This is a genomic window from Streptomyces sp. NPDC050121 (assembly GCF_044460385.1).
Taxonomy (GTDB): Bacteria; Actinomycetota; Actinomycetes; order Streptomycetales; family Streptomycetaceae; genus Streptomyces; species Streptomyces soliscabiei.
The window spans coordinates 18,991-42,171 of sequence record NZ_JBITJV010000022.1 but is presented as its reverse complement, the minus strand read 5'-3'; the positions used below and the strand labels follow the sequence as shown (position 1 = coordinate 42,171).

Here is a 23,181-nt window from a genome sequence, read left to right as displayed (position 1 = left end):
TTTCCGCCTGCGTCTCAGCCACGGGTCGGCTCCAGCCCTCCCGGCACCTCGGCCGGCCGTACGCCGGAGTCCTGCAGCACCTCGACGACCTGCCGGGCCCGCAGCGGATCCACGGGCAGCGCATGCCGGGCGAACCAGCGGGCCCCCGCGGGATCGGGCGACGGGTCGGTGAACGGGGCACCCGCGTAGTCGTCCAGGGGCGGGTCATAGAGGTACCCCACGACGATGCCGCGCCCCGCGAGCGCCACCCTCGCGGCATCCCGGTCGGCGACGAACAAGGGGACCCGGAAAAGGGGTTGGACCCGGTCGGCGCGGGGCGCCGCGGGCTGCGCCCATGGTGTGGACAGCAGCAGTTCCGTGCCCGCCCGGCAGGCGGCCAGCACCTCGTCCAGGCGGTCGAGCCTGCGGCCGATGCGGCCCGTCCTCAGCGGTCCTGACCGCAGCCGGTAGTCGTGCATGTCGACGCGGATCCAGGAGTCGTGCGCGGCGAGGTCCGGCGCCGTGTCGACGGCGCGGGCCAGCTCGGTCGGGCGCAGTGGCATCCGGATCTCCTCCCGTTCCATCAGCCCGAGCAGCCGCATCGTGGCCCAGGCGGCCCGCCGCAGCCGCAGCCCGCGCACGGTCGCCTCCGCGTACGGTCGGACGGTGTAGGCGAGTTCCGCCGTGAACCGCCCCGGCAGCAGCAGGTCCTCGCAGGTCTTCTCCAGGGCCTCGCGCAGCCCCGGGTCGGCACAGGCCAGGAAACCGCCGGCCTTGGCGCCGACATGCTTGGACAGGCTGAAAACGGAGGCGTCGCCCCAGGCCCCGACCGGTCGCCCGGCCACTTCGCTGCCGATCGCGTGGGCCGCGTCCTCGAACAACGGGATGCCCAGCGCGTCGCACTTCTCCCGCAGGCGCATGCTGTCGTCCGGGTTGCCGTACAGATTCGTCGTGAGCACGCCGGACAGGGAGCGCCACACCTCGTCGGGCACGCCATCGACGTCGATCGACGCGTCCAGTGGGTTCAACGGCGCCTGCACCGGCCTGAGTCCGGCCGCGAGCAGAACGAAGAAGATCACGTCGTCGTTGACCGGCGACATCAGCACGCGTCCGCCGGGCGGGCACCAGTGGCGCAAGGCCACGAACAGCCCGAATCTGCACGACGGCACGTACACGCATTCCCGGCCGAGTCTGTCGCGCATGGTCGCTTCCAGCCGTTTCGGCCGTGAGCCACGCCGCACCGACCCGAGGCCGGCCTCCCCTATGGCCATTCGCCCCCCAGGTGTGCCAGGCGAAGGCCCCCTCCCCGAGGCCTTCCAGCACCCGCTCAGAGTGTCCCCTTTCGCACCGCTCCGTCAAGATTGCGGACCTGTCCATGGGCGACATTCGGTAAGCGACCGGATGCGCAGCGCTGTCGGCCGATGCGCCTCGCCGGTCCCGCCCCCGTGTCACTTCCGTGAGGTCGGCCGTAACGTGTGGCGCGGCTCGGCGCAACCGCGCGACACCCGCTCGGAGTCCGGCGAGCACGACATGGCGAGCACCAAAGAGCGCACGAAAGAGAGGCAGAACCCGATGCCCCCCTTCGACCTTCCCGAGGGCGATCCCTTCGGCCCGCACAACCTCCCCTACGGTGTGTTCTCCCTTGCGGGCTCCGCGGAGCGGTCCGTCGGCGTCCGGCTCGGCGACCACGTCCTCGACGCGGGCGCGGCGGCGCGCGCGCTCGGCTCGCCGCACGCCGGCCTGCTCGCGGCGCCGACCCTCGATCCGTTGCTGGCGGCGGGCCGTACGACCTGGTCGCAGGTCCGCGGCGCGCTGACTGAGTGGGTGACCGACCCCGCCCACCGCCCCACCGTCGAACCGCTCTTCCACCCCCTCTCCGCGGTGACCCTGCACCTCCCCTTCGACGTCGCCGACTACGTCGACTTCTACTCCTCCGAGCACCACGCCCGGAACGCGGGAGCGATCTTCCGCCCGGACGCGGGGGACGTCCTACTGCCCAACTGGAAGCACCTGCCGATCGGCTACCACGGCCGCGCCGGGACGGTCGTGGTCTCCGGCACCGATGTCGTCCGCCCCTCGGGCCAGCGCAAGGCTCCCGCCGACCCGGCCCCCGTCTTCGGGCCGTCCGTGCGACTCGACATCGAGGCCGAGGTCGGATTCGTGGTGGGTGTGCCCTCTCCCCAGGGCAGCCCCGTCGCACTGGCCGACTTCCGTGAGCACGTCTTCGGTCTGTGCCTGCTCAACGACTGGTCGGCCCGCGATCTCCAGGCCTGGGAGTACGTCCCCCTCGGCCCGTTCCTCGCCAAGTCGTTCGCCACGTCGGTGTCGGCCTGGATCACCCCGCTGGAGGCCTTGGACGAGGCGCGGGTCTCGCCCCCGGAGCGCACCCACCCCCTGTTGCCCTACCTGGACGACTCGGCCACCGAACCCGCCGGCTACGACCTGCGTATCTCCGTCGCGCTCAACGGTCACGTCATCTCCGGTCCGCCGTTCTCCACCATGTACTGGACGGCCGCCCAGCAACTCGCCCACCTCACGGTCAACGGCGCCTCGCTGCGCACCGGCGACCTGTACGGCTCCGGCACGGTCAGCGGCCCGAACCCGAACGAGCGCGGCTCTCTCCTCGAACTGACCTGGAACGGCCGTGATCCGCTCGAACTCCCCGACGGCAAGCGGACGTTCCTGGAGGACGGCGACGTGGTGACGCTGTCGGCGTGGGCTCCCGGCCCTGGCGGGGCACAGGTGGGACTGGGAGAGGTGAGCGGGCGGGTGGTCGCCGGGCGAAGCGACGGCTGACGAGACCCGTGACACAGCCGACACCGGGGCCGGCGATGGGACGCGGGACGGGATCGGCGACAGGGCAGGTGGCAGCGCAGGTGACAGGGCAGGTGACAGGGCAGGTGACAGGGCAGGTGGCAGGGCCAGGAACGAGGCTCGGGTCGAGGCCGGGCACCCCGGGCTGAATCGGGGCTTCTTCGTGGGCTGACTCGCGGAGTAACCACCGTCATACTGGCGGCGGGCACGGTCCTCGCGCCGAGCCCGCCGCCCGTGGCAGGCCGCACGCACGCGGGTACGCGGTACGCACCCCGCGCGCACGTGGCGCACGCCCCCGTCCCGACCAGGATCCGGAGCCCATGGCATGACCCTCTGCCTGCTCCTGCTGAGCGTCGTCGCGCTGACGGCCGCCGTGCCGGCGCCGCGCGCACTCACCCGTTCCGCATGGCCCGAGCGGGAGCCCGTGGTCGGGTTGTGGGTGTGGCAGTGCCTGGTCGCCACGGTCCTGCTGTGCTGCCTGACAGCACTGGTGCTGGGCGCCGCGGCCGTGTTCCACACAGTCCGCGCGCGCGTCTTCGCCCCCGCACCGCCTGCGGTCACCGAGGCGTACGACCTCTCCGCCGCCCCGGTGTGGGCCGTGGCCCTGACCTTGCTGCTGGCCTGCGGGGCCGCCTGGACCACCGCGATGCTGACCCGCGAGCTCGTCGAGGCGCGCCGACGCCGCGGCCAGGCCAGGGCGCACCTGCGTGAGCGCGCCCCGGACCTGCCGGCGGGCCTGCCGTCCGCCCGCGGCCCGCTGCTCGTCCTGGAGGACGAGTACCCGGACGCCTGGTGGATGCCCGGCAGTCCACCCCAGTTGATCGTGACGACGGGCGCCCTGCACCGCCTCACCTCCCACCAGCTGGACGCCGTCCTCACCCACGAACGCGGCCATGCCCGCGCCCACCACGACTGGCTGCTCCACCTCTCGACCGCCCTTGCCACCGGATTCCCCCGCATTCCGTTGTTCTCCCATTTCTGCGACCAGACCCACCGCCTGGTCGAACTCGCCGCCGACGACACGGCGTCGCGCCGCTGCGGCCACCTGACCACCGCGCTGGCTCTGATCGAGCTGAACCAACACCGGGGCGTCCTGTCCTGCGCCTCCAGTCACCGTCTCCTGGGCGAGCGGGTCGACCGGCTGCTCCAGCCGCCCCCGCGCCTGCTCCGCAGGCACCGGGCGCTGACGACGACGGTGGCTTCGCTGGTCCCCCTACTGCCCCTGCTGATCACGTTCGCCCCGGGGCTGACGGCGTTGTCCTGACCTGGCAGAGCGCGACATGGCACTCGACCGGTCAGATCCCGACCTGGCAGATCTTGCTCAAGATCCGCCCGTTTTCCCTGGTCAGTGCCTTACCTGACGGCCCCGCAGGTGGCGCAATACTCCTGCAACACACCGCTTTTCCTACCGACTCGCTATGGTTCGAAACATGGCACCCACCGACCGCATCCGTGACCACGCCGGGCAGGGCGCGACCACCGTCGCCGCCCACCGCGCGCGTCGTCGGCTGCGTGCGGACCAGGCCCGTCAGCTCGCCGACCTCCTGCGCCCGTCCAGCCAGTCCCCGATGTCCCGTCCCCGACCGGTCCCGAGGTCCAGTTCGCTATATCCAGTCCTCGGGCTCCGGCTCCTCGTCCATCTCGGGCCAGTGGTCCGGGTCTCCCGGATCCGTTTCGGCGGCCGGGGCAGCGCCGGGGGCGGGGCCGTCGGCGGGCGCTGGAGCGGTGGTGTCCGGCGTACCGCCCAGTGAGGCCAGGACCGCGACCACGCCCTCGCCGTACGTCGCCAACTTCTTCTCGCCGACGCCGCTGATGCCGCCGAGTTGTCGCACCGACGTGGGCCACACCGTGGCGATCTCCCGGAGTGTGGCGTCGTGGAAGATGACGTACGCGGGAACGCCCTGTTCGCGGGCCTGTTCGGCACGCCAGGCGCGCAGGGCCTCGAAGGCGGGCAGCAGTTGCTCGGGCAGCTCGACCGCGGCCGTCTTCGCCTTGCCCCTGCCGGAGGAGGACGAGCCCGGCGCTTTCGCCGCCGCCGGTTTCTTCGGTTCCTTGCGCAGCGGCACGTCCCGCTCGCGGCGCAGCACCGCCCCGCTGGCCTCCGTCAGCACCAGCGTGCCGTACTCCCCCTCGACCGCGAGCAGCCCCTGGGCCAGCAGTTGCCGTACGACGCCCCGCCATTCACCCTCGGTGAGCTCCTCGCCGATGCCGAACACCGACAGTTGGTCGTGGTCGAACTGGATCACCTTGGCCGTGCGCTTGCCCATCAGGATGTCGACGATCTGCACCGCGCCGAACTTCTGTCCGCGCTCGCGCTGCAGTCGCACCACGGTCGACAGCACCTTCTGGGCCGCGACCGTGCCGTCCCAGGTCTCCGGCGGTGCGAGGCAGGTGTCGCAGTTGCCGCAGCCCGCCGGGGCCGGTTCCTGGCCGAAGTAGGCGAGGAGTTGGCCGCGGCGGCACCGGGCGGTCTCGCACAGTGCCAGCATCGAGTCCAGGTGGGCGGCGGCCCGCCGCCGGAAGGCCTCGTCGCCCTCGCCGGACTGGATCAGTTTGCGCTGCTGTATGACGTCGTTGAGGCCATACGCCATCCAGGCCGTGGAGGGCAGTCCGTCACGGCCGCCGCGCCCCGTCTCCTGGTAGTAGCCCTCGATCGACTTGGGCAGGTCGAGGTGGGCGACGAAACGCACGTCCGGCTTGTCGATGCCCATACCGAAGGCGATGGTCGCGCAGACGACCAGGCCCTCCTCCCGCAGGAACCGGGACTGGTGTGCCGCGCGCGTCCCCGAGTCCAGACCCGCGTGGTAGGGCACCGCCTCGACGCCGTTGCGGGAGAGGAACTCGGCCGTCTTCTCCACGGAGTTGCGCGAGAGGCAGTACACGATGCCCGCGTCACCCGCGTGCTCCTCGCGCAGGAAGCTCAGCAACTGCTTCTTGGGGTCGGCCTTGGGCACGATCCGGTACTGGATGTTGGGCCGGTCGAAGCTCGCCACGAAGTGGCGGGCCGTCGGCATGTTCAGCCGCTGGGTGATCTCCTCGTGCGTCGCGCGGGTGGCCGTCGCCGTGAGGGCGATCCGAGGGACGTCCGGCCAGCGCTCGCCGAGCAGGGAGAGGGAGAGGTAGTCGGGGCGGAAGTCGTGGCCCCACTGGGACACGCAGTGCGCCTCGTCGATCGCGAAGACCGCGATCTTGCCTCGTGAGAGGAGGTCCAGGGTTGAGTCCAGGCGCAGTCGCTCCGGCGCCAGGTACAGCAGGTCCAGCTCGCCGGCGAGGAACTCGGCCTCGACGACGCGCCGCTCGTCGAAGTCCTGCGTTGAGTTGACGAATCCGGCGCGCACGCCGAGCGCCCGCAACGCGTCCACCTGGTCCTGCATGAGTGCGATCAGTGGCGAGACGACGATGCCCGTACCGGGTCTGACCAGGGCGGGGATCTGGTAGCACAGCGACTTGCCGCCGCCTGTCGGCATGAGGACGACCGCGTCCCCTCCGGCCACCACGTGCTCGATGACCGCTTCCTGCTCGCCGCGGAAGGCCTCGTACCCGAAGACCCGGTGCAGCGTGGCCAGCGCCTCGCTCTCGGTCCGCCCCGGCGTCCCGGTGATCCCTGTCATCCCGCTGATCCCACCCGTCCCACCCATCGCCTGTCCCCCGTACGTCGTCCCTCGACCACTGCCTCCACGATAGGGGTCCGGACTGACAGCGCCCGAGTTATCCACAGGCCGGTTCCGGTGACTCTGCGTGATGAGGGCGGGGAAGTCCCTGAACTCGATCACCCGTACGACCTCGACGGGCCCGGCCCCCGCTGGGGGAACCGGGCCCGTCACACAGACGCACGCAGGTCAGCGCACCGCGGCGAAGCGGCTCAGCGCACGAACACTCCCGCCTGGTTCGCCAGGTCCAGGAAGTACTGCGGCGCCACGCCGAGCACCAGCGTGACCGCCACGCCCACCCCGATCGCCATAATCGTCAGCGGCGACGGAACGGCGACGGTCGGGCCCTCGGGTCGCGGCTCGCTGAAGAACATCAGCACGATCACCCGGATGTAGAAGAAGGCAGCGATCGCCGACGAGATCACACCGACGACGACCAGCGGGGCCGCGCCGCCCTCCGCAGCCGCCTTGAACACGGCGAACTTCCCGGCGAAGCCGGAGGTCAGCGGGATGCCCGCGAAGGCCAGCAGGAACACCGCGAACACGGCCGCCACCAGCGGCGACCGCCGGCCGAGCCCCGCCCACTTGGACAGGTGCGTGGCCTCGCCGCCGGCGTCGCGCACGAGGGTGACCACCGCGAACGCGCCGATCGTCACGAACGAGTACGCGGCCAGGTAGAACAGGACGGACGAGACGCCGTCCGGAGTGGTCGCGATGACACCCGCAAGGATGAATCCGGCGTGCGCGATGGACGAGTACGCCAGCAACCGCTTGATGTCGGTCTGCGTGATCGCGACGATCGCGCCGCCCAGCATGGTGACGATCGCGACGCCCCACATGACCGGCCGCCAGTCCCAGCGCAGGCCGGGCAGGACGACGTACAGCAGGCGCAGCAGAGCACCGAAGGCGGCCACCTTGGTCGCCGCGGCCATGAAGCCGGTGACCGGGGTCGGCGCGCCCTGGTAGACGTCGGGCGTCCACATGTGGAACGGCACCGCGCCCACCTTGAAGAGCAGCCCCATGACGATCATCGCGGCGCCGACGAGGAGCAGCGCGTCATTGCCCATGGTGTCGGCGAGCGCCGGGTCGACGTTCTTGATCGTGCCGTCGACGACCTGCGCGATCGTCCCGTATGACACCGAGCCCGCGTACCCGTACAGCAGTGCGATGCCGAAGAGGGTGAACGCGGAGGCGAACGCGCCGAGGAGGAAGTACTTGACCGCGGCCTCCTGCGACATGAGCCGCTTGCGGCGGGCCAGTGCGCACAGGAGGTACAGGGGCAGCGAGAAGACTTCCAGTGCGATGAAGAGGGTCAGCAGGTCGTTGGCCGACGGGAAGACCAGCATGCCGGCGACCGCGAACAGCAGCAGCGGGAAGACCTCGGTGGTCGTGAAACCGGCCTTGACCGCGGCCTTCTCGCTGTCACTGCCCGGCACGGAGGCCGCCTGGGCGGCGAACGAGTCGACCCTGTTGCCGTGCGTCTCGGGGTCGAGGCGCCGTTCGGCGAAGGTGAACAGGCCGACGAGGGCGGCCAGCAGGATCGTGCCCTGCAGGAAGAGGGCCGGTCCGTCGACCGCGATCGCGCCCATGGCGGCGATGCGCGCCTTCGTGGTGCCGTACCCGCCCTCCGCCAGCGCGATCACGGCGGCGAAGGCGGCGACCAGCGCCACGACGGATACGAACACCTGTGCGTAGTAGCGGTGCTTGCGCGGCACGAACGCCTCGACCAGCACCCCGATGATCGCCGCGCCGATGACGATCAAGGTGGGCGACAATTGCCCGTACTCGATCTTCGGGGAGTCGATCTTCGAGATCGGCTCGGCCGCGGTTGCCGCCGTTGTCCACAGGCTGTGGACGGCTGATGCGCTCACTTGGCCGCCTCCACCTCGGGCTTGGGATCCTTCTTGTGTACGTCGGACAAGGTCTGCTTGACCGCCGGGTTCACGATGTCCGTGACCGGCTTCGGGTAGACCCCGAGGAAGATCAGCAGCACGATCAACGGGGCGACGACCACGAGCTCACGCGCGCGCAGGTCCGGCATCGCGGCGACCTCGGGTTTCACCGGGCCCGTCATCGTCCGCTGGTAGAGGACGAGGGTGTAGAGCGCGGCGAGGACGATGCCGAAGGTGGCGATGATGCCGATCGCCGGGTAGCGCGCGAACGTGCCGACCAGGACGAGGAACTCGCTCACGAACGGCGCGAGCCCCGGCAGTGACAGCGTCGCCAGACCGCCGATCAGGAAGGTGCCTGCGAGCACCGGGGCGACCTTCTGCACACCGCCGTAGTCGGCGATGAGCCGCGAGCCGCGCCGCGAGATCAGGAAGCCCGCGACCAGCATCAGGGCGGCCGTCGAGATGCCGTGGTTGACCATGTACAGCGTGGCGCCGGACTGGCCCTGGCTGGTCATCGCGAAGATGCCCAGGATGATGAACCCGAAGTGCGAGATCGACGCGTAAGCCACCAGTCGCTTGATGTCCCGCTGTCCCACGGCGAGCAGCGCCCCGTAGATGATGCTGATCACCGCGAGGACGAGGATGACGGGCGTCGCCCACTTGCTCGCCTCCGGGAACAGTTGGAGGCAGAACCGGAGCATCGCGAAGGTGCCCACCTTGTCGACGACCGCGGTGATGAGCACGGCGACCGGGGCGGTGGCCTCGCCCATGGCGTTGGGCAGCCAGGTGTGCAACGGCCACAGGGGGGCCTTCACCGCGAAGGCGAAGAAGAAGCCGAGGAACAGCCAGCGTTCGGTGTTCGTCGCCATGTCGAGCGTTCCGTTGGCGCGCGCCTGGGCGATCTCCGCGAGCGAGAAGTTCCCGGCGACCACATAGAGGCCGATCACCGCGGCCAGCATGATCAGGCCGCCGACCAGGTTGTACAGCAGGAACTTCACGGCCGCGTACGACCGTTGCGTGGACGCCGTCTCCTCGCCGTGCTCGTGGGCGCGGTCCCCGAAGCCGCCGATGAGGAAGTACATCGGGATGAGCATGGCTTCGAAGAAGATGTAGAAGAGGAAGACGTCGGTGGCCTCGAAGGAGATGATCACCATCGCCTCGACGGCCAGGATCAGGCCGAAGAAGCCCTGCGTCGGCCGCCAGCGCTTGTTGCCCGTCTCCAGCGGGTCGGCGTCGTGCCAGCCCGCCAGGATGATGAACGGGATCAGCAGGGCGGTCAGCGCGATGAGAGCCACCGCGATGCCGTCCACGCCCAGTTCGTACCTGACCCCGAATTCCTTGATCCAGGAGTGGGATTCGGTGAGTTGGTAACGGTCGCCGTCGGGGTCGAAGCGGACCAGGACGACGATCGCCAGGGCGAGCGTCGCGAGGGAGAACAGCAGCGCCAGCGCTTTGGCGGCGTTGCGCCGGGCGGCCGGTACGGCGGCCGTGGCGACCGCCCCGATCGCCGGGAGTGCCGCTGTCGCTGTCAGCAGAGGAAAGGACATCGGTATCAGACCGCCCTCATCAGCAGGGTCGCGGCGACGAGGATCGCCGCACCGCCGAACATCGAGACCGCGTACGACCGCGCGAAGCCGTTCTGCAGCTTGCGGAGGCGTCCGGACAGGCCGCCCATGGAGGCCGCCGTGCCGTTGACGACCCCGTCGACCAGGGTGTGGTCGACGTACACCAGGGAGCGCGTGAGGTGCTCGCCGCCGCGGACCAGGACGATGTGGTTGAAGTCGTCCTGGAGAAGGTCGCGGCGGGCGGCCCGCGTGAGCAGCGACCCGCGCGGGGCGAGGACCGGGACCGGGCGGCGGCCGTACTGCGCGTAGGCGATGGCGACGCCGATCACCAGGACCACCATCGTGGAGAGGGTGACGGTGAGGGCGCTGACCGGCGAGTCGCCGTGGGAGTGGCCGGTGACTGGCTCGAGCCAGTGCAAGAAGCGGTCGCCGATGCTGAAGAACCCGCCGGCGAAGACCGATCCGAACGCCAGCAGGATCATCGGGATCGTCATGGACTTCGGCGACTCGTGCGGGTGCGGCTCCGCGTGCTCGCCGTGATGCTCGGCGGCCGGTTCCGCACTGGGCGCCTCGGGCGAACGAGTGGGTTGGTTCTTCCAACGCTCCTCGCCGAAGAACGTCATCAGCATCACGCGCGTCATGTAGTACGCGGTGATGGCCGCGCCGAGCAGGGCGCAGGCGCCGAGGATCCAGCCCTCGGTGCCGCCCTTGGCGAACGCCGCCTCGATGATCTTGTCCTTGGAGAAGAAGCCGGACAGGCCCGGGAAGCCGATGATCGCGAGATAGCCGAGGCCGAAGGTGACGAAGGTGACGGGCATGTACTTGCGAAGGCCGCCGTACTTGCGCATGTCGACCTCGTCGTTCATGCCGTGCATGACCGAGCCCGCACCGAGGAACAGCCCGGCCTTGAAGAAGCCGTGCGTCACCAGGTGCATGATCGCGAAGACGTAGCCGATGGGGCCGAGGCCCGCGGCCAGCACCATGTAGCCGATCTGCGACATCGTCGAGCCGGCCAGCGCCTTCTTGATGTCGTCCTTCGCGCAACCGACGATCGCACCGAACAGGAGGGTGACGGCGCCGACGACGGTGACGACGAGTTGCGCGTCGGGGGCCGCGTTGAAGATCGCGCCGGAGCGGACGATCAGGTACACGCCGGCGGTCACCATCGTGGCCGCGTGGATGAGGGCCGAGACCGGGGTCGGGCCTTCCATCGCGTCCCCGAGCCAGGACTGCAGCGGCACCTGGGCGGACTTGCCGCAGGCGGCGAGCAGCAGCATCAGGGCGATGGCGGTGAGCTTGCCCTCGCCGGCGTCACCGGCGAGTCCCGCCTGCTCGTGCGTGCCCAGCAGCGGGCCGAAGGCGAAGGTCCCGAAGGTGGTGAACATCAGCATGATGGCGATCGACAGGCCCATGTCGCCGACGCGGTTGACCAGGAAGGCCTTCTTCGCGGCCGTCGCGGCACTGGGCTTGTGCTGCCAGAAGCCGATGAGCAGGTAGGACGCGAGACCGACGCCCTCCCAGCCGACGTACAGCAGCAGGTAGTTGTCGGCGAGGACGAGCAGCAGCATCGCCGCGAGGAACAGGTTCAGGTAGCCGAAGAAGCGGCGGCGCCGCTCGTCGTGCTCCATGTACCCGACCGAGTACAGGTGGATCAGCGAGCCGACGCCCGTGATCAGCAGCACGAACGTCATCGACAACTGGTCGAGGCGGAACGCGACGTCCGCCTGGAAGCCCTCGACCGGGACCCAGCTGAACAGGTGCTGCGTCAGTGTCCGGTGTTCGGCGTCCTTGCTCAGCAGGTCGCTGAAGAGGACGACGCCGAACACGAAGGAGACGGCCGACAGGAGCGTGCCGATCCAGTGGCCCACGGCGTCGAGCCGGCGGCCGCCGACCAGGAGGACGGCCGCTCCGAGCAGGGGCGCCGCGATGAGCAGCGCAATCAGGTTCTCCACGATTCTTCCGACCCCTTACAGCTTCATCAGGCTGGCGTCGTCGACCGAGGCCGAGTGGCGGGAACGGAACAGCGACACGATGATCGCGAGTCCCACCACGACCTCCGCGGCGGCGACGACCATCGTGAAGAAGGCGATGATCTGGCCGTCGAGATTGCCGTGCATCCGGGAGAAGGCGACGAACGCGAGGTTGCAGGCGTTGAGCATGAGCTCGATGCACATGAACACGACGATCGCGTTGCGTCTGATCAGTACGCCCGTCGCACCGATCGTGAACAACAGGGCGGCGAGGTAGAGGTAGTTGACGGGGTTCACTTCGACGCCTCCTCGGTCCGCTTCAGGTGCGGCGGCTCGATCGCGGCCCGCTCCAGACGCTCCTCGGCCCGCCGCTCCAGGGCCTTGAGATCGTTGAGCGCCTCGGTGGACACGTCCCGGATCTGCCCTCGCTCGCGCAGCGTCTTGCTGACCGTGAGCTCCGACGGAGTGCCGTCGGGCAGCAGACCCTGGATGTCGACGGCGTTGTGCCGCGCGTACACACCGGGTGCGGGCAGCGGCGGTACGTGCTTGCCCTCGCGGACACGCTGCTCGGACAGCTCCCGCTGGGTCTTGGCACGCTCGGTGCGCTCGCGGTGGGTGAGCACCATGGCGCCGACGGCGGCCGTGATGAGCAGGGCGCCGGTGATTTCGAAGGCGAAGACGTACTTGGTGAAGATGAGGGCCGCGAGGCCCTCCACGTTGCCGTTCGCGTTCGCCTCGGCGAGGCCGTTGAACTCCGTCAGGGAGGCGTTGCCGATGCCGGCGATCAGCAGGATGCCGAAGCCGAGGCCACTGACGAGGGCCAGCCAGCGCTGGCCCTTGATGGTCTCCTTCAGCGAGTCCGCCGCGGTGACGCCGACGAGCATCACCACGAACAGGAACAGCATCATGATCGCGCCGGTGTAGACGACGATCTGCACGATGCCCAGGAAGTAGGCGCCGTTGGCGAGGTAGAACACCGCCAGGATGATCATGGTGCCGGCGAGACAGAGCGCGCTGTGCACGGCCCTCTTCATGAAGACGGTGCACAGGGCGCCGATCACGGCGACGGCACCGAGCACCCAGAACTGGAAGGCCTCGCCGGTGGACGTGGAGTAGGCGGCGAGCTGCGCGCTCATGCCTCCACCTCCTCTTGGGAGGGCTTCTCGCCGTTGGAGACGGCCACCTGGCGTTCCGTGCCGGGCGCCGCCTCCGTCACCAGACCCCGGTAGTAGTCCTGCTCGTCCGTCCCCGGGTAGATGGCGTGGGGGGTGTCCACCATGCCGTCCTCGAGGCCGGCGAGCAGCTGCTCCTTGGTGTAGATCAGGTTGGCGCGGCTGGAGTCGGCGAGCTCGAACTCGTTGGTCATCGTCAACGCGCGCGTGGGGCACGCCTCGATGCACAGGCCGCACAGAATGCAACGGGCGTAGTTGATCTGGTAGACGCGGCCGTACCGCTCGCCCGGCGAGTAGCGCTCCTCCTCGGTGTTGTCCGCGCCCTCCACATAGATGGCGTCGGCGGGGCAGGCCCAGGCGCACAGCTCACAGCCGACGCACTTCTCCAGGCCGTCCGGATGGCGGTTGAGCTGGTGCCGTCCGTGGAACCGGGGAGCTGTGGTCTTCTCCTGCTCCGGGTACTGCTCGGTCAGCCGCTTCTTGAACATGGCCTTGAAGGTCACGCCGAAGCCGGCCACGGGGTTCTGGAAACCGGGCTTGGTCTCCTTGGGCTCCTCAGCCATCGGACGCCTCCTTTCCATCCAGCGATCCGTCACTCACAGTGTCCACCCCACCACTGACAATGAGCTCCCGCTCCCGTCGCGGACCGCGCCTGGGCACCGGCGGCAGCTCCTGTCCGGGCAGCGGCGGGACGGGGAATCCGCCCGCCATCGGGTCGAAGCCGACGGGCTCGGCCGGGGCCTGTGCCTCCTTCCCCCCGTTGCGGAACATGTCCACGACGAAGGAGAGCAACAGCAGGACCAGGACACCGCCGCCGACATACAACGCGATGTCGGCGAAGCCGTAGTTCTCGTTGCGCAGCGTCCGTACGGTCGCGACGAGCATCAGCCACGTCACCGAGACCGGGATCAGGACCTTCCAGCCGAGTTTCATCAACTGGTCGTAGCGCACGCGGGGCAGCGTGCCGCGCAGCCAGATGAAGAAGAACAGCAGCAGCTGCACCTTGACGACGAACCAGAGCATCGGCCACCAGCCGTGGTTCGCGCCCTCCCAGAAGCTGCTGATCGGCCAGGGGGCCCGCCAGCCGCCGAGGAAGAGCGTGGTCGACACCGCGGAGACCGTCACCATGTTCACGTACTCGGCGAGCATGAACAGCGCGAACTTGATCGACGAGTACTCGGTGTTGAAGCCGCCGACGAGGTCGCCCTCGGACTCCGGCATGTCGAAGGGGGCGCGGTTGGTCTCGCCGACCATCGTGACGATGTACAGGATGAACGAGACCGGCAGCAGGAGGATGTACCAGCGGTCCTGCTGCTGCTCGACGATCGTCGACGTCGACATCGACCCCGAGTAGAGGAACACCGAGGCGAACGCGGCGCCCATCGCGATCTCGTAGGAGATCATCTGCGCGCAGGACCGCAGGCCGCCCAGCAGCGGGTAGGTGGAGCCGGAGCTCCAGCCCGCCAGGACGATGCCGTAGATGCCGACGGAGGCGACCGCGAGGATGTAGAGCATCGCGATCGGCAGGTCGGTCAGCTGCATCGTGGTGCGCTGGCCGAAGATCGAGATCTCGTTGTCGGCCGGCCCGAAGGGGATCACCGCGATCGCCATGAAGGCCGGGATGGCCGCGACGATCGGCGCGAGGACGTACACCACCTTGTCCGCGCGTTTGACGACGACGTCCTCCTTCAGCATCAGCTTGATGCCGTCGGCGAGGGACTGGAGCATGCCCCAGGGGCCGTGCCGGTTGGGGCCGATGCGCAGCTGCATCCAGGCGACGACCTTGCGCTCCCACACGATGGAGAACAGCACGGTCACCATCAGGAAGGCGAAGCAGAAGACCGCCTTGACGACGACCAGCCACCAGGGGTCGTGGCCGAACATCGAGAGGTCTTCAGCGGCGAGGTACGGGCTCATGCCTCCACCTCCTTGGGGGCGTCGGCGGGCGTCGCCGGGCCGATACGGACGAGGGAGCCGGGCGTGGCCCCGGCGTCGGAGGCGACGCCCCGGCCGGTGGAGTTCAGCGGGAGCCAGACCACCCGGTCGGGCATCTCGGTGATCTGCAGCGGAAGTTCAACCACCCCGGCGGGTCCGGTCACGGCGAGGACGTCGCCGTCCTTGACGCCCGCCTCGGCGGCCGTGGCGGGCGACACACGCGCGCGTGCGGCGTGCCGGGTCCCGGCGAGCGCTTCGTCGCCCTGCTGGAGGACACCCTGGTCGAGCAGCAGGCGGTGCCCGGCGAGAACGGCCTCCCCGGCGGCGGGCCGCGGCAACTGCGCCGCGGCTTCCAGGGGGTCGGTGGCCCGGGGGCCGTCCCAGGCGCCGAGCCGGTCGAGCTCCGCGCGCGCGGTGCGCAGGTCCGGCAGGCCGAGGTGGACGTCCATGGCGTCGGCGATCATCTGCAGCACGCGCGCGTCGCCGGGCGCGAGGCGGCGGGTCATCTGGTCGGGCTTCAGGGCCGTCTCGAAGAAGCGGACCCGACCCTCCCAGTTCAAGAAGGCGCCCGCCTTCTCTGCGACCGCGGCCACCGGCAGGACGACGTCGGCGTGCTCGGTGACCTCGCCGGGCCGCAGCTCCAGCGACACCACGAAGCCGGCCTCGGCCAGCGCCTCACGCGCGCGTGCCGGGTCGGGCAGGTCCGCGACCTCGACGCCCGCGACGAGCAGCGCCTGAAGCTCCCCGGACGCGGCGGCCTCGATGATCTGCCCGGTGTCCCGGCCGTAGCGGTGCGGGAGTTCGGCCACCCCCCAGGCCGCGGCGACCTCCTCACGCGCGCGTGGGTCGGTGGCCGGACGACCGCCCGGCAGCAGCGACGGCAGCGCGCCGGCTTCGATCGCGCCCCGCTCGCCCGCCCGGCGCGGAATCCACGCCAACCGGGCGCCGGTGGCCGAGGAGGCCCGCACCGCGGCGGTGAGACCGCCGACCACACGGGCCAGCCGCTCTCCGACGACGATCACCGCGCCGTCGGCCCGCAGCGCCTCGGCGGCCTCGGCGCCCCCGGCCTCCAGGCCGACCCCGCTCGCCAGCGCGTCCAGCCACTCCGTCTCGGTGCCCGGAGCGGCCGGCAGCAGAGTGCCGCCCGCCTTCTCCAGTCCCCGGGTGGCGTGCGTGGCCAGCGAGAACACCCGCTGACCGTGACCCCGCCAGGCCTTGCGCAGCCGCAGGAAGACGCCGGGCGCCTCCTCCTCCGACTCGAACCCGACGAGCAGGACGGCGGGCGCCTTCTCCAGGAAGGTGTACGTGACTCCCGTACCGTCGAGGTCACGGCCGCGGCCGGCGACGCGGGCGGCCAGGAAGTCGGCCTCCTCGCCGCTGTGCACGCGCGCGCGGAAGTCGATGTCGTTGGTGTCGAGCGCCACGCGCGCGAACTTGCTGTACGCGTAGGCGTCCTCGATGGTGAGCCGGCCGCCGGTCAGGACGCCGGTCCTGCCGCGCGACGCCAGCAGTCCCTGAGCCGCGATCTGCAAGGCCTCCGGCCAGGAAGCCGGTACGAGGTCCCCCTCGGCGTTGCGCACCAGAGGCGTTTCGAGCCGGTCGCGCGCTTGCGCGTACCGGAACGCGAACCGCCCCTTGTCGCAGATCCACTCCTCGTTGACCTCGGGGTCGTTGGCGGCCAGGCGCCGCATGACCTTGCCGCGCCGGTGGTCGGTGCGCGTGGCGCAGCCGCCGGAGCAGTGCTCGCAGACCGAGGGCGAGGAGACCAGGTCGAAGGGCCGGGAGCGGAATCGGTACGCCGCAGAGGTCAGCGCGCCGACGGGGCAGATCTGGATGGTGTTGCCGGAGAAGTACGACTCGAAGGGGTCGCCCTCTCCGGTCCCGACCTGCTGCAGCGCGCCGCGCTCGATGAGCTCGATCATCGGGTCGCCCGCCACCTGGTTGGAGAACCGGGTGCAGCGGGCGCACAGCACGCACCGCTCACGGTCGAGCAGCACCTGCGTGGAGATCGGGACCGGCTTCTCGTAGGTCCGCTTGCGGCCCTCGAAGCGGGACTCGGCCTGGCCGTGCGACATGGCCTGGTTCTGCAGGGGGCACTCGCCGCCCTTGTCGCAGACCGGGCAGTCCAGCGGGTGGTTGATGAGGAGCAGCTCCATCACACCGTGCTGCGCCTTCTCGGCCACGGGTGACGTGAGGTGAGTCTTCACGACCATGCCGTCCGTACACGTGATCGTGCAGGACGCCATGGGCTTGCGCTGGCCCTCGACCTCGACGATGCACTGCCGGCAGGCGCCGACCGGGTCGAGGAGAGGATGGTCGCAGAAGCGGGGGATCTCGATGCCGAGTTGTTCGGCGGCCCGGATGACCAGGGTGCCCTTGGGCACGCTGATCTCGGCGCCGTCGATCGTCAGCGTCACGAGATCCTCCGGCGGGACCGCCGCCTCGCCGCCCCCGGAGGGAGTGCTGGTGGTCACCGTCATGCGTTCACCTCCGTGTGCTGGTCCGCCCAGGCCGTCGACCTGGCGGAGTCGAAGGGGCAGCCTCGGCCCGTGATGTGCTCCTCGTACTCCTCGCGGAAGTACTTGAGCGAGGAGAAGATCGGCGAGGCGGCGCCGTCGCCGAGGGCGCAGAAGGACTTGCCGTTGATGTTGTCGGCGATGTCGTTGAGCTTGTCGAGGTCGGACAGGGCGCCCTTGCCGGCCTCGATGTCCCGCAGCAACTGCACGAGCCAGTACGTGCCTTCGCGGCACGGGGTGCACTTTCCGCAGGACTCGTGGGCGTAGAACTCGGTCCAGCGGGTCACGGCGCGCACGACGCAGGTCGTCTCGTCGAAGCACTGCAGGGCTTTGGTGCCGAGCATGGAGCCCGCGGCACCCACCCCTTCGTAGTCGAGAGGGACGTCGAGGTGCTCGTCGGTGAACATCGGCGTCGAGGAGCCGCCCGGCGTCCAGAACTTGAGCCGGTGCCCGGGTCGCATGCCGCCGCTCATCTCGAGGAGTTGGCGCAGGGTGATGCCGAGCGGGGCCTCGTACTGGCCGGGGCTGGCGACATGGCCGCTGAGCGAGTAGAGCGTGAAGCCCGGAGACTTCTCGCTTCCCATCGACCTGAACCATTCCTTGCCTTTTTGCAGGATGGCGGGAACTGACGCGATCGACTCGACGTTATTCACCACAGTCGGGCACGCATAGAGGCCCGCGACCGCAGGAAAGGGGGGACGGAGCCGCGGTTGACCACGGCGGCCTTCGAGCGAGTCGAGCAGCGCGGTCTCCTCACCGCAGATGTACGCGCCGGCGCCGGCGTGGACGGTGAGTTCGAGGTCGAGTCCGCTGCCCAGGATGTTCTCGCCGAGGTAGCCCGCCGCGTAGGCCTCGCGCACGGCCTCGTGCAACCGCCGCAGCACAGGGACGACTTCACCACGCAGATAGATGAAGGCATGAGACGACCTGATGGCATAACACGCGATCACAATGCCCTCGATGAGGCTATGCGGGTTCGCGAAGAGGAGCGGGATGTCCTTACAGGTCCCGGGCTCCGATTCGTCGGCGTTGACAACTAGATAGTGCGGCTTTCCATCCCCCTGGGGAATGAACTGCCATTTCATTCCTGTCGGGAATCCCGCGCCGCCCCGCCCACGCAGACCGGAGTCCTTGACGTACGCGATCAGGTCGTCCGGCGACATGGCGAGCGCCTTGCGCAGGCCCTCGTATCCCTCGTGCCTTCGGTAGACGTCCAGACTCCAGGACCTGTCCTCGTCCCAGAAGGCCGACAGCACGGGTGCGAGCAGCTTCTCGGGGCTGCTGCCTTTCAGTTCGGGTGCCAAGGTCATCACTCCCCCTCCTCGGCGGTAGGCCCTGCCGGGTGGGCTGGGTCGGAGGCCGACGTGTCCTGCGGCGCATCGTGCGAACTCAGGTGCTCGGCGGGCGACGGCTCGTGCACCGCCCGGTCCTGCGGCTCGTCGTGCGGCCCGCCGTCCCGCGGGTGGACCACGCGCGCGGGTGCGGTCTCTCCCCTTGCCAGGCGAAGACCCACCAGCGACGCCGGTCCCGCACTGCCGCTCGCCTCGACAGCGCCGTCCCGCTCGTCGGGGAAGCCCGCCAGGATCCGGGCGGTCTCCTTGAAGGTGCACAGCGGCGCACCGCGCGTCGGCGAGACCGTGCGTCCGGTCCGCAGGTCGTCCACCAGGCGCTTGGCGCTCTGCACGGTCTGGTTGTCGAAGAACTCCCAGTTGACCATCACGACCGGCGCGAAGTCGCAGGCCGCGTTGCACTCGATGTGCTCCAGAGTGATCTTTCCGTCGTCGGTGGTCTCACCGTTGCCGACACCCAGGTACTCCTGGAGCTCCTCGAAGATCGCGTCGCCGCCCATCACCGCGCACAGCGTGTTGGTGCAGACACCCAGCTGATAGTCACCGCTGGGGCGGCGCCGGTACATGGTGTAGAAGGTGGCGACCGCGGTGACCTCGGCCGTGGTCAGGCCCAGCACGTCCGCGCAGAACCGCATCCCGGTGCGTGTGACGTGACCCTCCTCCGCCTGCACGAGGTGCAGCAACGGCAGGAGCGCGGACCGGGAGTCGGGGTAGCGGGCGATGATCTCGCGCGCGTCCGCCTCCAGCCGGGCTCGGACGTCGTCCGGGTAGGCGGGCGCGGGCAGTTCGGGCATGCCCAGGCTGACGCCCTGCTCGGAAGAAGAGGTGGTCACCGGTCGACGCCTCCCATCACGGGGTCGATGGACGCGACGGCGACGATGACGTCGGCGACCTGGCCGCCTTCGCACATCGCCGCCATGGCCTGCAGGTTGGTGAAGGACGGGTCCCGGAAGTGGACCCGGTAGGGGCGGGTGCCTCCGTCGGAGACGGCGTGCACCCCGAGTTCGCCCTTGGGCGACTCGACCGCCGCGTACGCCTGTCCCGGCGGGACGCGGAAACCCTCGGTGACCAGCTTGAAGTGGTGGATCAGGGCCTCCATCGAGGTGCCCATGATCTTCTTGATGTGGTCGAGGGAGTTGCCGAGACCGTCGGGGCCCAGGGCGAGCTGGGCGGGCCAGGCGATCTTCCGGTCGGCGACCATGACCGGGCCGGGCTGCAGCCGGTCCAGGCACTGCTCGACGATCCTGAGCGACTGGCGCATCTCCTCCAGGCGGATGAGGAAGCGGCCGTAGGAGTCGCAGGAGTCGGCGGTCGGGACGTCGAAGTCGTACGTCTCGTAGTCGCAGTACGGCTGCGCCTTGCGCAGGTCGTGCGGGAGGCCGGTGGAGCGCAGGATCGGGCCGGTGGCACCGAGGGCCATGCAGCCGGCCAGGTCGAGATAGCCGACGTCCTGCATACGGGCCTTGAAGATGGGGTTCCCGGTGGCGAGCTTGTCGTACTCGGGGAGGTTCTTCTTCATCTTCTTCACGAACTCGCGGATCTGGTCCACCGCGCCGGGCGGCAGGTCCTGGGCGAGTCCGCCGGGGCGGATGTACGCGTGGTTCATCCGGAGGCCCGTGATGAGCTCGTAGATGTCGAGAATCATTTCACGATCACGGAATCCGTAGATCATGATCGTGGTGGCGCCGAGCTCCATGCCGCCGGTGGCAATGCACACCAGATGGGAGGACATCCGGTTCAGCTCCATCAGGAGCACCCGGATGATCTTGGCTCGCTCGGTGATCTGGTCCTCGATGCCGAGGAGCTTCTCGACGGCGAGACAGTAGGCGGTCTCGTTGAAGAAGGACGTCAGGTAGTCCATGCGCGTCACGAACGTGGTGCCCTGCGTCCACGTGCGGTACTCGAGGTTCTTCTCGATGCCGGTGTGGAGGTAGCCGATGCCGCAGCGGGCCTCGGTGACCGTCTCGCCCTCGATCTCCAGGATGAGGCGGAGCACTCCGTGGGTGGACGGGTGCTGCGGCCCCATGTTGACGACGATGCGCTCGTCGTCGGCGCGGGCCGCGGACTGGACGACCTCGTCCCAGTCGCCACCGGTGACCGTGTACACGGTGCCCTCGGTGGTCTCGCGCGCCGAAGCGGCAGAGGCCGCGGATGCTGACTGCGTGCTCACGAGTACGACCTCCGCTGGTCCGGAGCCGGGATCTGGGCGCCCTTGTACTCGACGGGGATGCCGCCGAGGGGGTAGTCCTTGCGCTGCGGGTGGCCCTGCCAGTCGTCCGGCATCATGATCCGCGTCAGGGCCGGGTGACCGTCGAAGACGATCCCGAAGAAGTCGTAGGTCTCGCGCTCGTGCCAGTCGTTGGTCGGATACACGGAGACCAGGGACGGGATGTGCGGGTCGGCGTCCGGGGCGCTGACTTCCAGGCGGATCAGCCGATTGTGGGTGATCGAGCGCAGGTGGTAGACGGCGTGCAGCTCGCGGCCCTTGTCATTCGGGTAGTGCACGGCGCTGACGCCGGTGCAGAGCTCGAAACGCAGGGCGGGGTCGTCGCGCAGGGTGCGGGCGACACGCAGCAGGTGCTCGCGCTCGATGTGGAAGGTGAGCTCGTCGCGGTCGACGATCGTCTTCTCGATCGCGTTCTCGGGGAGGAGGCCCTGCTCCTCCAGTGCGCCCTCGAGTTCGTCGGCGACCTCGTCGAACCAGCCGCCGTAGGGCCGGCTCGCCGCCCCCGGGAGCCGGATCGAGCGGACCAGGCCGCCGTAGCCGGAGGTGTCGCCGCCGTTGTTGGCTCCGAACATGCCGCGCTGGACGCGGACCTCCTCGCCGCCCCGGCCGCGCTGGCCGGGGAGGTTGGAAGCGGAGAGATCCTTCTCGGGGTTGACCCCGTTCGAGCCGTTCACCCCGTTCGAGGAGCCGTTCGCGCCATGGGTGCCGTTCGCGTCGCTCACCGCAGCAGCCCCTTCATCTCGATCGTGGGCAGGGCCTTGAGCGCCGCTTCCTCCGCCTCGCGGGCCGCCTCCTCGGCGTTCACGCCCAGCTTGGAGTTCTGGATCTTGTGGTGGAGCTTGAGGATCGCGTCCATCAGCATCTCGGGGCGCGGCGGGCAGCCCGGGAGGTAGATGTCGACGGGCACGATGTGGTCGACGCCCTGGACGATCGCGTAGTTGTTGAACATGCCGCCCGAGGAGGCGCACACCCCCATGGAGATGACCCACTTCGGGTTCGGCATCTGGTCGTAGACCTGCCGGAGCACCGGCGCCATCTTCTGACTGACCCGGCCCGCGACGATCATCAGGTCCGCTTGGCGGGGCGAACCTCGGAAGACCTCCATACCGAAGCGCGCCAGGTCGTAGCGGCCTGCGCCGGTGGTCATCATCTCGATGGCACAGCAGGCGAGGCCGAACGTGGCGGGGAAGACGGACGCCTTGCGCACCCAGCCCGCGGCCTGCTCGACGGTGGTCAGCAGGAAACCGCTCGGCAGCTTTTCTTCGAGTCCCATGACTAAAGGCCCCTCAGTCCCATTCCAGGCCGCCGCGCCGCCATACGTACGCGTACGCGACGAAGACGGTGAGCACGAAGAGCAGCATCTCCACGAGCCCGAAGACACCCAGGGCGTCGAAGGTGACGGCCCAGGGGTAGAGGAAGACGATCTCGATGTCGAAGACGATGAAGAGCATCGCCGTCAGGTAGTACTTGATGGGGAAGCGCCCGCCGCCGGCCGGCGTGGGGGTCGGCTCGATACCGCACTCGTAGGCCTCGAGCTTGGCGCGGTTGTACCGCTTCGGCCCGATCAGCGTGGCCATGACCACGGAGAAGATCGCAAAGCCTGCCCCGAGGGCTCCCAGTACGAGGATGGGCGCATACGCGTTCACCGCTCCTCGCTCCTCTCAGTCGGCACTGACTGCTGGCGATGGCATCGGACTCACGTCGGCCCCACCGGCCCCACGAACCCCGCCTGTCCCGGCGAAGATCGCGAACATGTGAAGCAGGTCACAAGCCCAACTGCCTCGCATCCTATGCCCGCCACTCTGTGATCTGCGACACGGGGTATTACACAAGCTTTGTGATCTCCACCACCTAACGAAGGATCATGAAGTCATATCAGCGGTGATCTTCGTACGCGAAGCGTCAGAGTGATCACAAGAAGTGACATTTACGCTCGTCGCCGCAGGCCGCGAGGGGCGTCTCAATATCAAGAAGCTTCCCTTGCATGCAAATTCGTGATGGATGCGGCGTCCTGATAGTGGGCCGCGTTCACACATCAGGGGGAGCGCGGGACGGGGTGTGGACGGCATGTGGACGCGTGCACGCGTTCACGAGCGGAGGCGATCCCACCGC

Annotated in this window: 18 protein-coding genes and 1 pseudogene; 3 read left to right on the top strand and 16 right to left on the bottom strand. The window is 69.4% G+C overall.

The features are described 5' to 3' along the window. Nucleotides 1-14: 14 nt before the first annotated feature. Nucleotides 15-1,250: a DegT/DnrJ/EryC1/StrS family aminotransferase gene (locus ACIBTS_RS29330; RefSeq protein WP_399323319.1), complete on the bottom strand. Its 1,236-nt coding sequence runs from the start codon at nucleotides 1,248-1,250 to the stop codon at nucleotides 15-17. A 301-nt stretch (nucleotides 1,251-1,551) separates the two neighbouring features. Between ACIBTS_RS29330 and fahA the strand changes: the two genes are divergently transcribed. The 3 genes and pseudogenes from fahA to ACIBTS_RS29315 all read left to right on the top strand — a co-directional run. Beyond that, complete coding sequence (fahA, locus tag ACIBTS_RS29325) at nucleotides 1,552-2,775, top strand: fumarylacetoacetase (RefSeq protein WP_399323472.1); 1,224 nt, start codon at nucleotides 1,552-1,554, stop codon at nucleotides 2,773-2,775. Nucleotides 2,776-3,118: 343 nt separating this feature from the next. Then, on the top strand, nucleotides 3,119-4,057 hold the full coding sequence (locus ACIBTS_RS29320) for a M56 family metallopeptidase (protein ID WP_399323317.1): 939 nt from the start codon (nucleotides 3,119-3,121) through the stop codon (nucleotides 4,055-4,057). A gap of 166 nt (nucleotides 4,058-4,223) precedes the next feature. Beyond that, nucleotides 4,224-4,343: pseudogene (locus ACIBTS_RS29315) on the top strand (GntR family transcriptional regulator); the annotation flags it as partial. A gap of 54 nt (nucleotides 4,344-4,397) precedes the next feature. Here the strand turns inward: ACIBTS_RS29315 and recQ are convergent. The 15 genes from recQ to ACIBTS_RS29240 form a co-directional block, all read right to left on the bottom strand. Further along, a complete protein-coding gene (recQ, locus tag ACIBTS_RS29310; protein ID WP_399323315.1) occupies nucleotides 4,398-6,431 on the bottom strand; it encodes a DNA helicase RecQ in 2,034 nt (677 codons plus the stop codon). A 224-nt stretch (nucleotides 6,432-6,655) separates the two neighbouring features. Further along, nucleotides 6,656-8,314: an NADH-quinone oxidoreductase subunit NuoN gene (gene nuoN, locus ACIBTS_RS29305; RefSeq protein ID WP_399323314.1), complete on the bottom strand. Its 1,659-nt coding sequence runs from the start codon at nucleotides 8,312-8,314 to the stop codon at nucleotides 6,656-6,658. After that, entirely contained in the window at nucleotides 8,311-9,882 is a 1,572-nt protein-coding gene (locus ACIBTS_RS29300; protein ID WP_399323312.1) for an NADH-quinone oxidoreductase subunit M, read from the bottom strand. The genes nuoN and ACIBTS_RS29300 overlap by 4 nt, the downstream gene beginning before the upstream one ends. A 5-nt stretch (nucleotides 9,883-9,887) precedes the next feature. After that, on the bottom strand, nucleotides 9,888-11,852 hold the full coding sequence (gene nuoL, locus ACIBTS_RS29295; protein ID WP_399323311.1) for an NADH-quinone oxidoreductase subunit L: 1,965 nt from the start codon (nucleotides 11,850-11,852) through the stop codon (nucleotides 9,888-9,890). Between the two features lie 15 nt (nucleotides 11,853-11,867). Next, nucleotides 11,868-12,167: an NADH-quinone oxidoreductase subunit NuoK gene (nuoK, locus tag ACIBTS_RS29290; RefSeq protein ID WP_003974374.1), complete on the bottom strand. Its 300-nt coding sequence runs from the start codon at nucleotides 12,165-12,167 to the stop codon at nucleotides 11,868-11,870. Then, on the bottom strand, nucleotides 12,164-13,006 hold the full coding sequence (locus tag ACIBTS_RS29285; protein ID WP_399323309.1) for an NADH-quinone oxidoreductase subunit J: 843 nt from the start codon (nucleotides 13,004-13,006) through the stop codon (nucleotides 12,164-12,166). The genes nuoK and ACIBTS_RS29285 overlap by 4 nt, the downstream gene beginning before the upstream one ends. Beyond that, nucleotides 13,003-13,605, bottom strand: coding sequence for an NADH-quinone oxidoreductase subunit NuoI (gene nuoI, locus ACIBTS_RS29280; RefSeq protein ID WP_319674903.1), 603 nt, complete (start codon nucleotides 13,603-13,605; stop codon nucleotides 13,003-13,005). Before nuoI ends, ACIBTS_RS29285 begins: the two co-directional genes overlap by 4 nt. After that, nucleotides 13,598-14,959 carry an NADH-quinone oxidoreductase subunit NuoH gene (gene nuoH, locus ACIBTS_RS29275; RefSeq protein WP_319674904.1) on the bottom strand — a complete coding sequence of 454 codons (1,362 nt, stop codon included), beginning with the start codon at nucleotides 14,957-14,959 and terminating at the stop codon, nucleotides 13,598-13,600. The genes nuoI and nuoH overlap by 8 nt, the downstream gene beginning before the upstream one ends. Further along, nucleotides 14,956-17,457 (bottom strand): NADH-quinone oxidoreductase subunit G, encoded by a 2,502-nt coding sequence (locus ACIBTS_RS29270; protein ID WP_399323307.1) that lies wholly within the window; start codon nucleotides 17,455-17,457, stop codon nucleotides 14,956-14,958. Before ACIBTS_RS29270 ends, nuoH begins: the two co-directional genes overlap by 4 nt. Next, nucleotides 17,454-18,806 (bottom strand): NADH-quinone oxidoreductase subunit NuoF, encoded by a 1,353-nt coding sequence (nuoF, locus tag ACIBTS_RS29265; protein WP_399323305.1) that lies wholly within the window; start codon nucleotides 18,804-18,806, stop codon nucleotides 17,454-17,456. Before nuoF ends, ACIBTS_RS29270 begins: the two co-directional genes overlap by 4 nt. After that, nucleotides 18,803-19,675: an NADH-quinone oxidoreductase subunit NuoE gene (gene nuoE, locus ACIBTS_RS29260; protein WP_319674906.1), complete on the bottom strand. Its 873-nt coding sequence runs from the start codon at nucleotides 19,673-19,675 to the stop codon at nucleotides 18,803-18,805. The genes nuoF and nuoE overlap by 4 nt, the downstream gene beginning before the upstream one ends. Beyond that, nucleotides 19,672-21,012, bottom strand: a complete 1,341-nt coding sequence (locus ACIBTS_RS29255; protein ID WP_319334333.1) for an NADH-quinone oxidoreductase subunit D — start codon at nucleotides 21,010-21,012, stop codon at nucleotides 19,672-19,674. Before ACIBTS_RS29255 ends, nuoE begins: the two co-directional genes overlap by 4 nt. Then, nucleotides 21,009-21,791: an NADH-quinone oxidoreductase subunit C gene (locus tag ACIBTS_RS29250; RefSeq protein ID WP_399323303.1), complete on the bottom strand. Its 783-nt coding sequence runs from the start codon at nucleotides 21,789-21,791 to the stop codon at nucleotides 21,009-21,011. Before ACIBTS_RS29250 ends, ACIBTS_RS29255 begins: the two co-directional genes overlap by 4 nt. Continuing rightward, nucleotides 21,788-22,342, bottom strand: a complete 555-nt coding sequence (locus tag ACIBTS_RS29245; protein ID WP_055635348.1) for an NADH-quinone oxidoreductase subunit B family protein — start codon at nucleotides 22,340-22,342, stop codon at nucleotides 21,788-21,790. The genes ACIBTS_RS29250 and ACIBTS_RS29245 overlap by 4 nt, the downstream gene beginning before the upstream one ends. A 13-nt stretch (nucleotides 22,343-22,355) precedes the next feature. Further along, entirely contained in the window at nucleotides 22,356-22,715 is a 360-nt protein-coding gene (locus tag ACIBTS_RS29240) for an NADH-quinone oxidoreductase subunit A (RefSeq protein ID WP_007383963.1), read from the bottom strand. Nucleotides 22,716-23,181: the final 466 nt, after the last annotated feature.

Bases quoted from the DNA above. Each gene is read 5' to 3' on its own strand.
- ACIBTS_RS29330 (WP_399323319.1), bottom strand. From the start codon at position 1,250: ATGGCCATAGGGGAGGCCGGCCTCGGGTCGGTGCGGCGTGGCTCACGG.
- fahA (WP_399323472.1), top strand. From the start codon at position 1,552: ATGCCCCCCTTCGACCTTCCCGAGGGCGATCCCTTCGGCCCGCACAAC.
- ACIBTS_RS29320 (WP_399323317.1), top strand. From the start codon at position 3,119: ATGACCCTCTGCCTGCTCCTGCTGAGCGTCGTCGCGCTGACGGCCGCC.
- recQ (WP_399323315.1), bottom strand. From the start codon at position 6,431: ATGGGTGGGACGGGTGGGATCAGCGGGATGACAGGGATCACCGGGACG.
- ACIBTS_RS29300 (WP_399323312.1), bottom strand. From the start codon at position 9,882: ATGTCCTTTCCTCTGCTGACAGCGACAGCGGCACTCCCGGCGATCGGG.
- ACIBTS_RS29285 (WP_399323309.1), bottom strand. From the start codon at position 13,006: ATGAGCGCGCAGCTCGCCGCCTACTCCACGTCCACCGGCGAGGCCTTC.
- nuoI (WP_319674903.1), bottom strand. From the start codon at position 13,605: ATGGCTGAGGAGCCCAAGGAGACCAAGCCCGGTTTCCAGAACCCCGTG.
- nuoH (WP_319674904.1), bottom strand. From the start codon at position 14,959: ATGAGCCCGTACCTCGCCGCTGAAGACCTCTCGATGTTCGGCCACGAC.
- ACIBTS_RS29270 (WP_399323307.1), bottom strand. From the start codon at position 17,457: ATGACGGTGACCACCAGCACTCCCTCCGGGGGCGGCGAGGCGGCGGTC.
- ACIBTS_RS29245 (WP_055635348.1), bottom strand. From the start codon at position 22,342: ATGGGACTCGAAGAAAAGCTGCCGAGCGGTTTCCTGCTGACCACCGTC.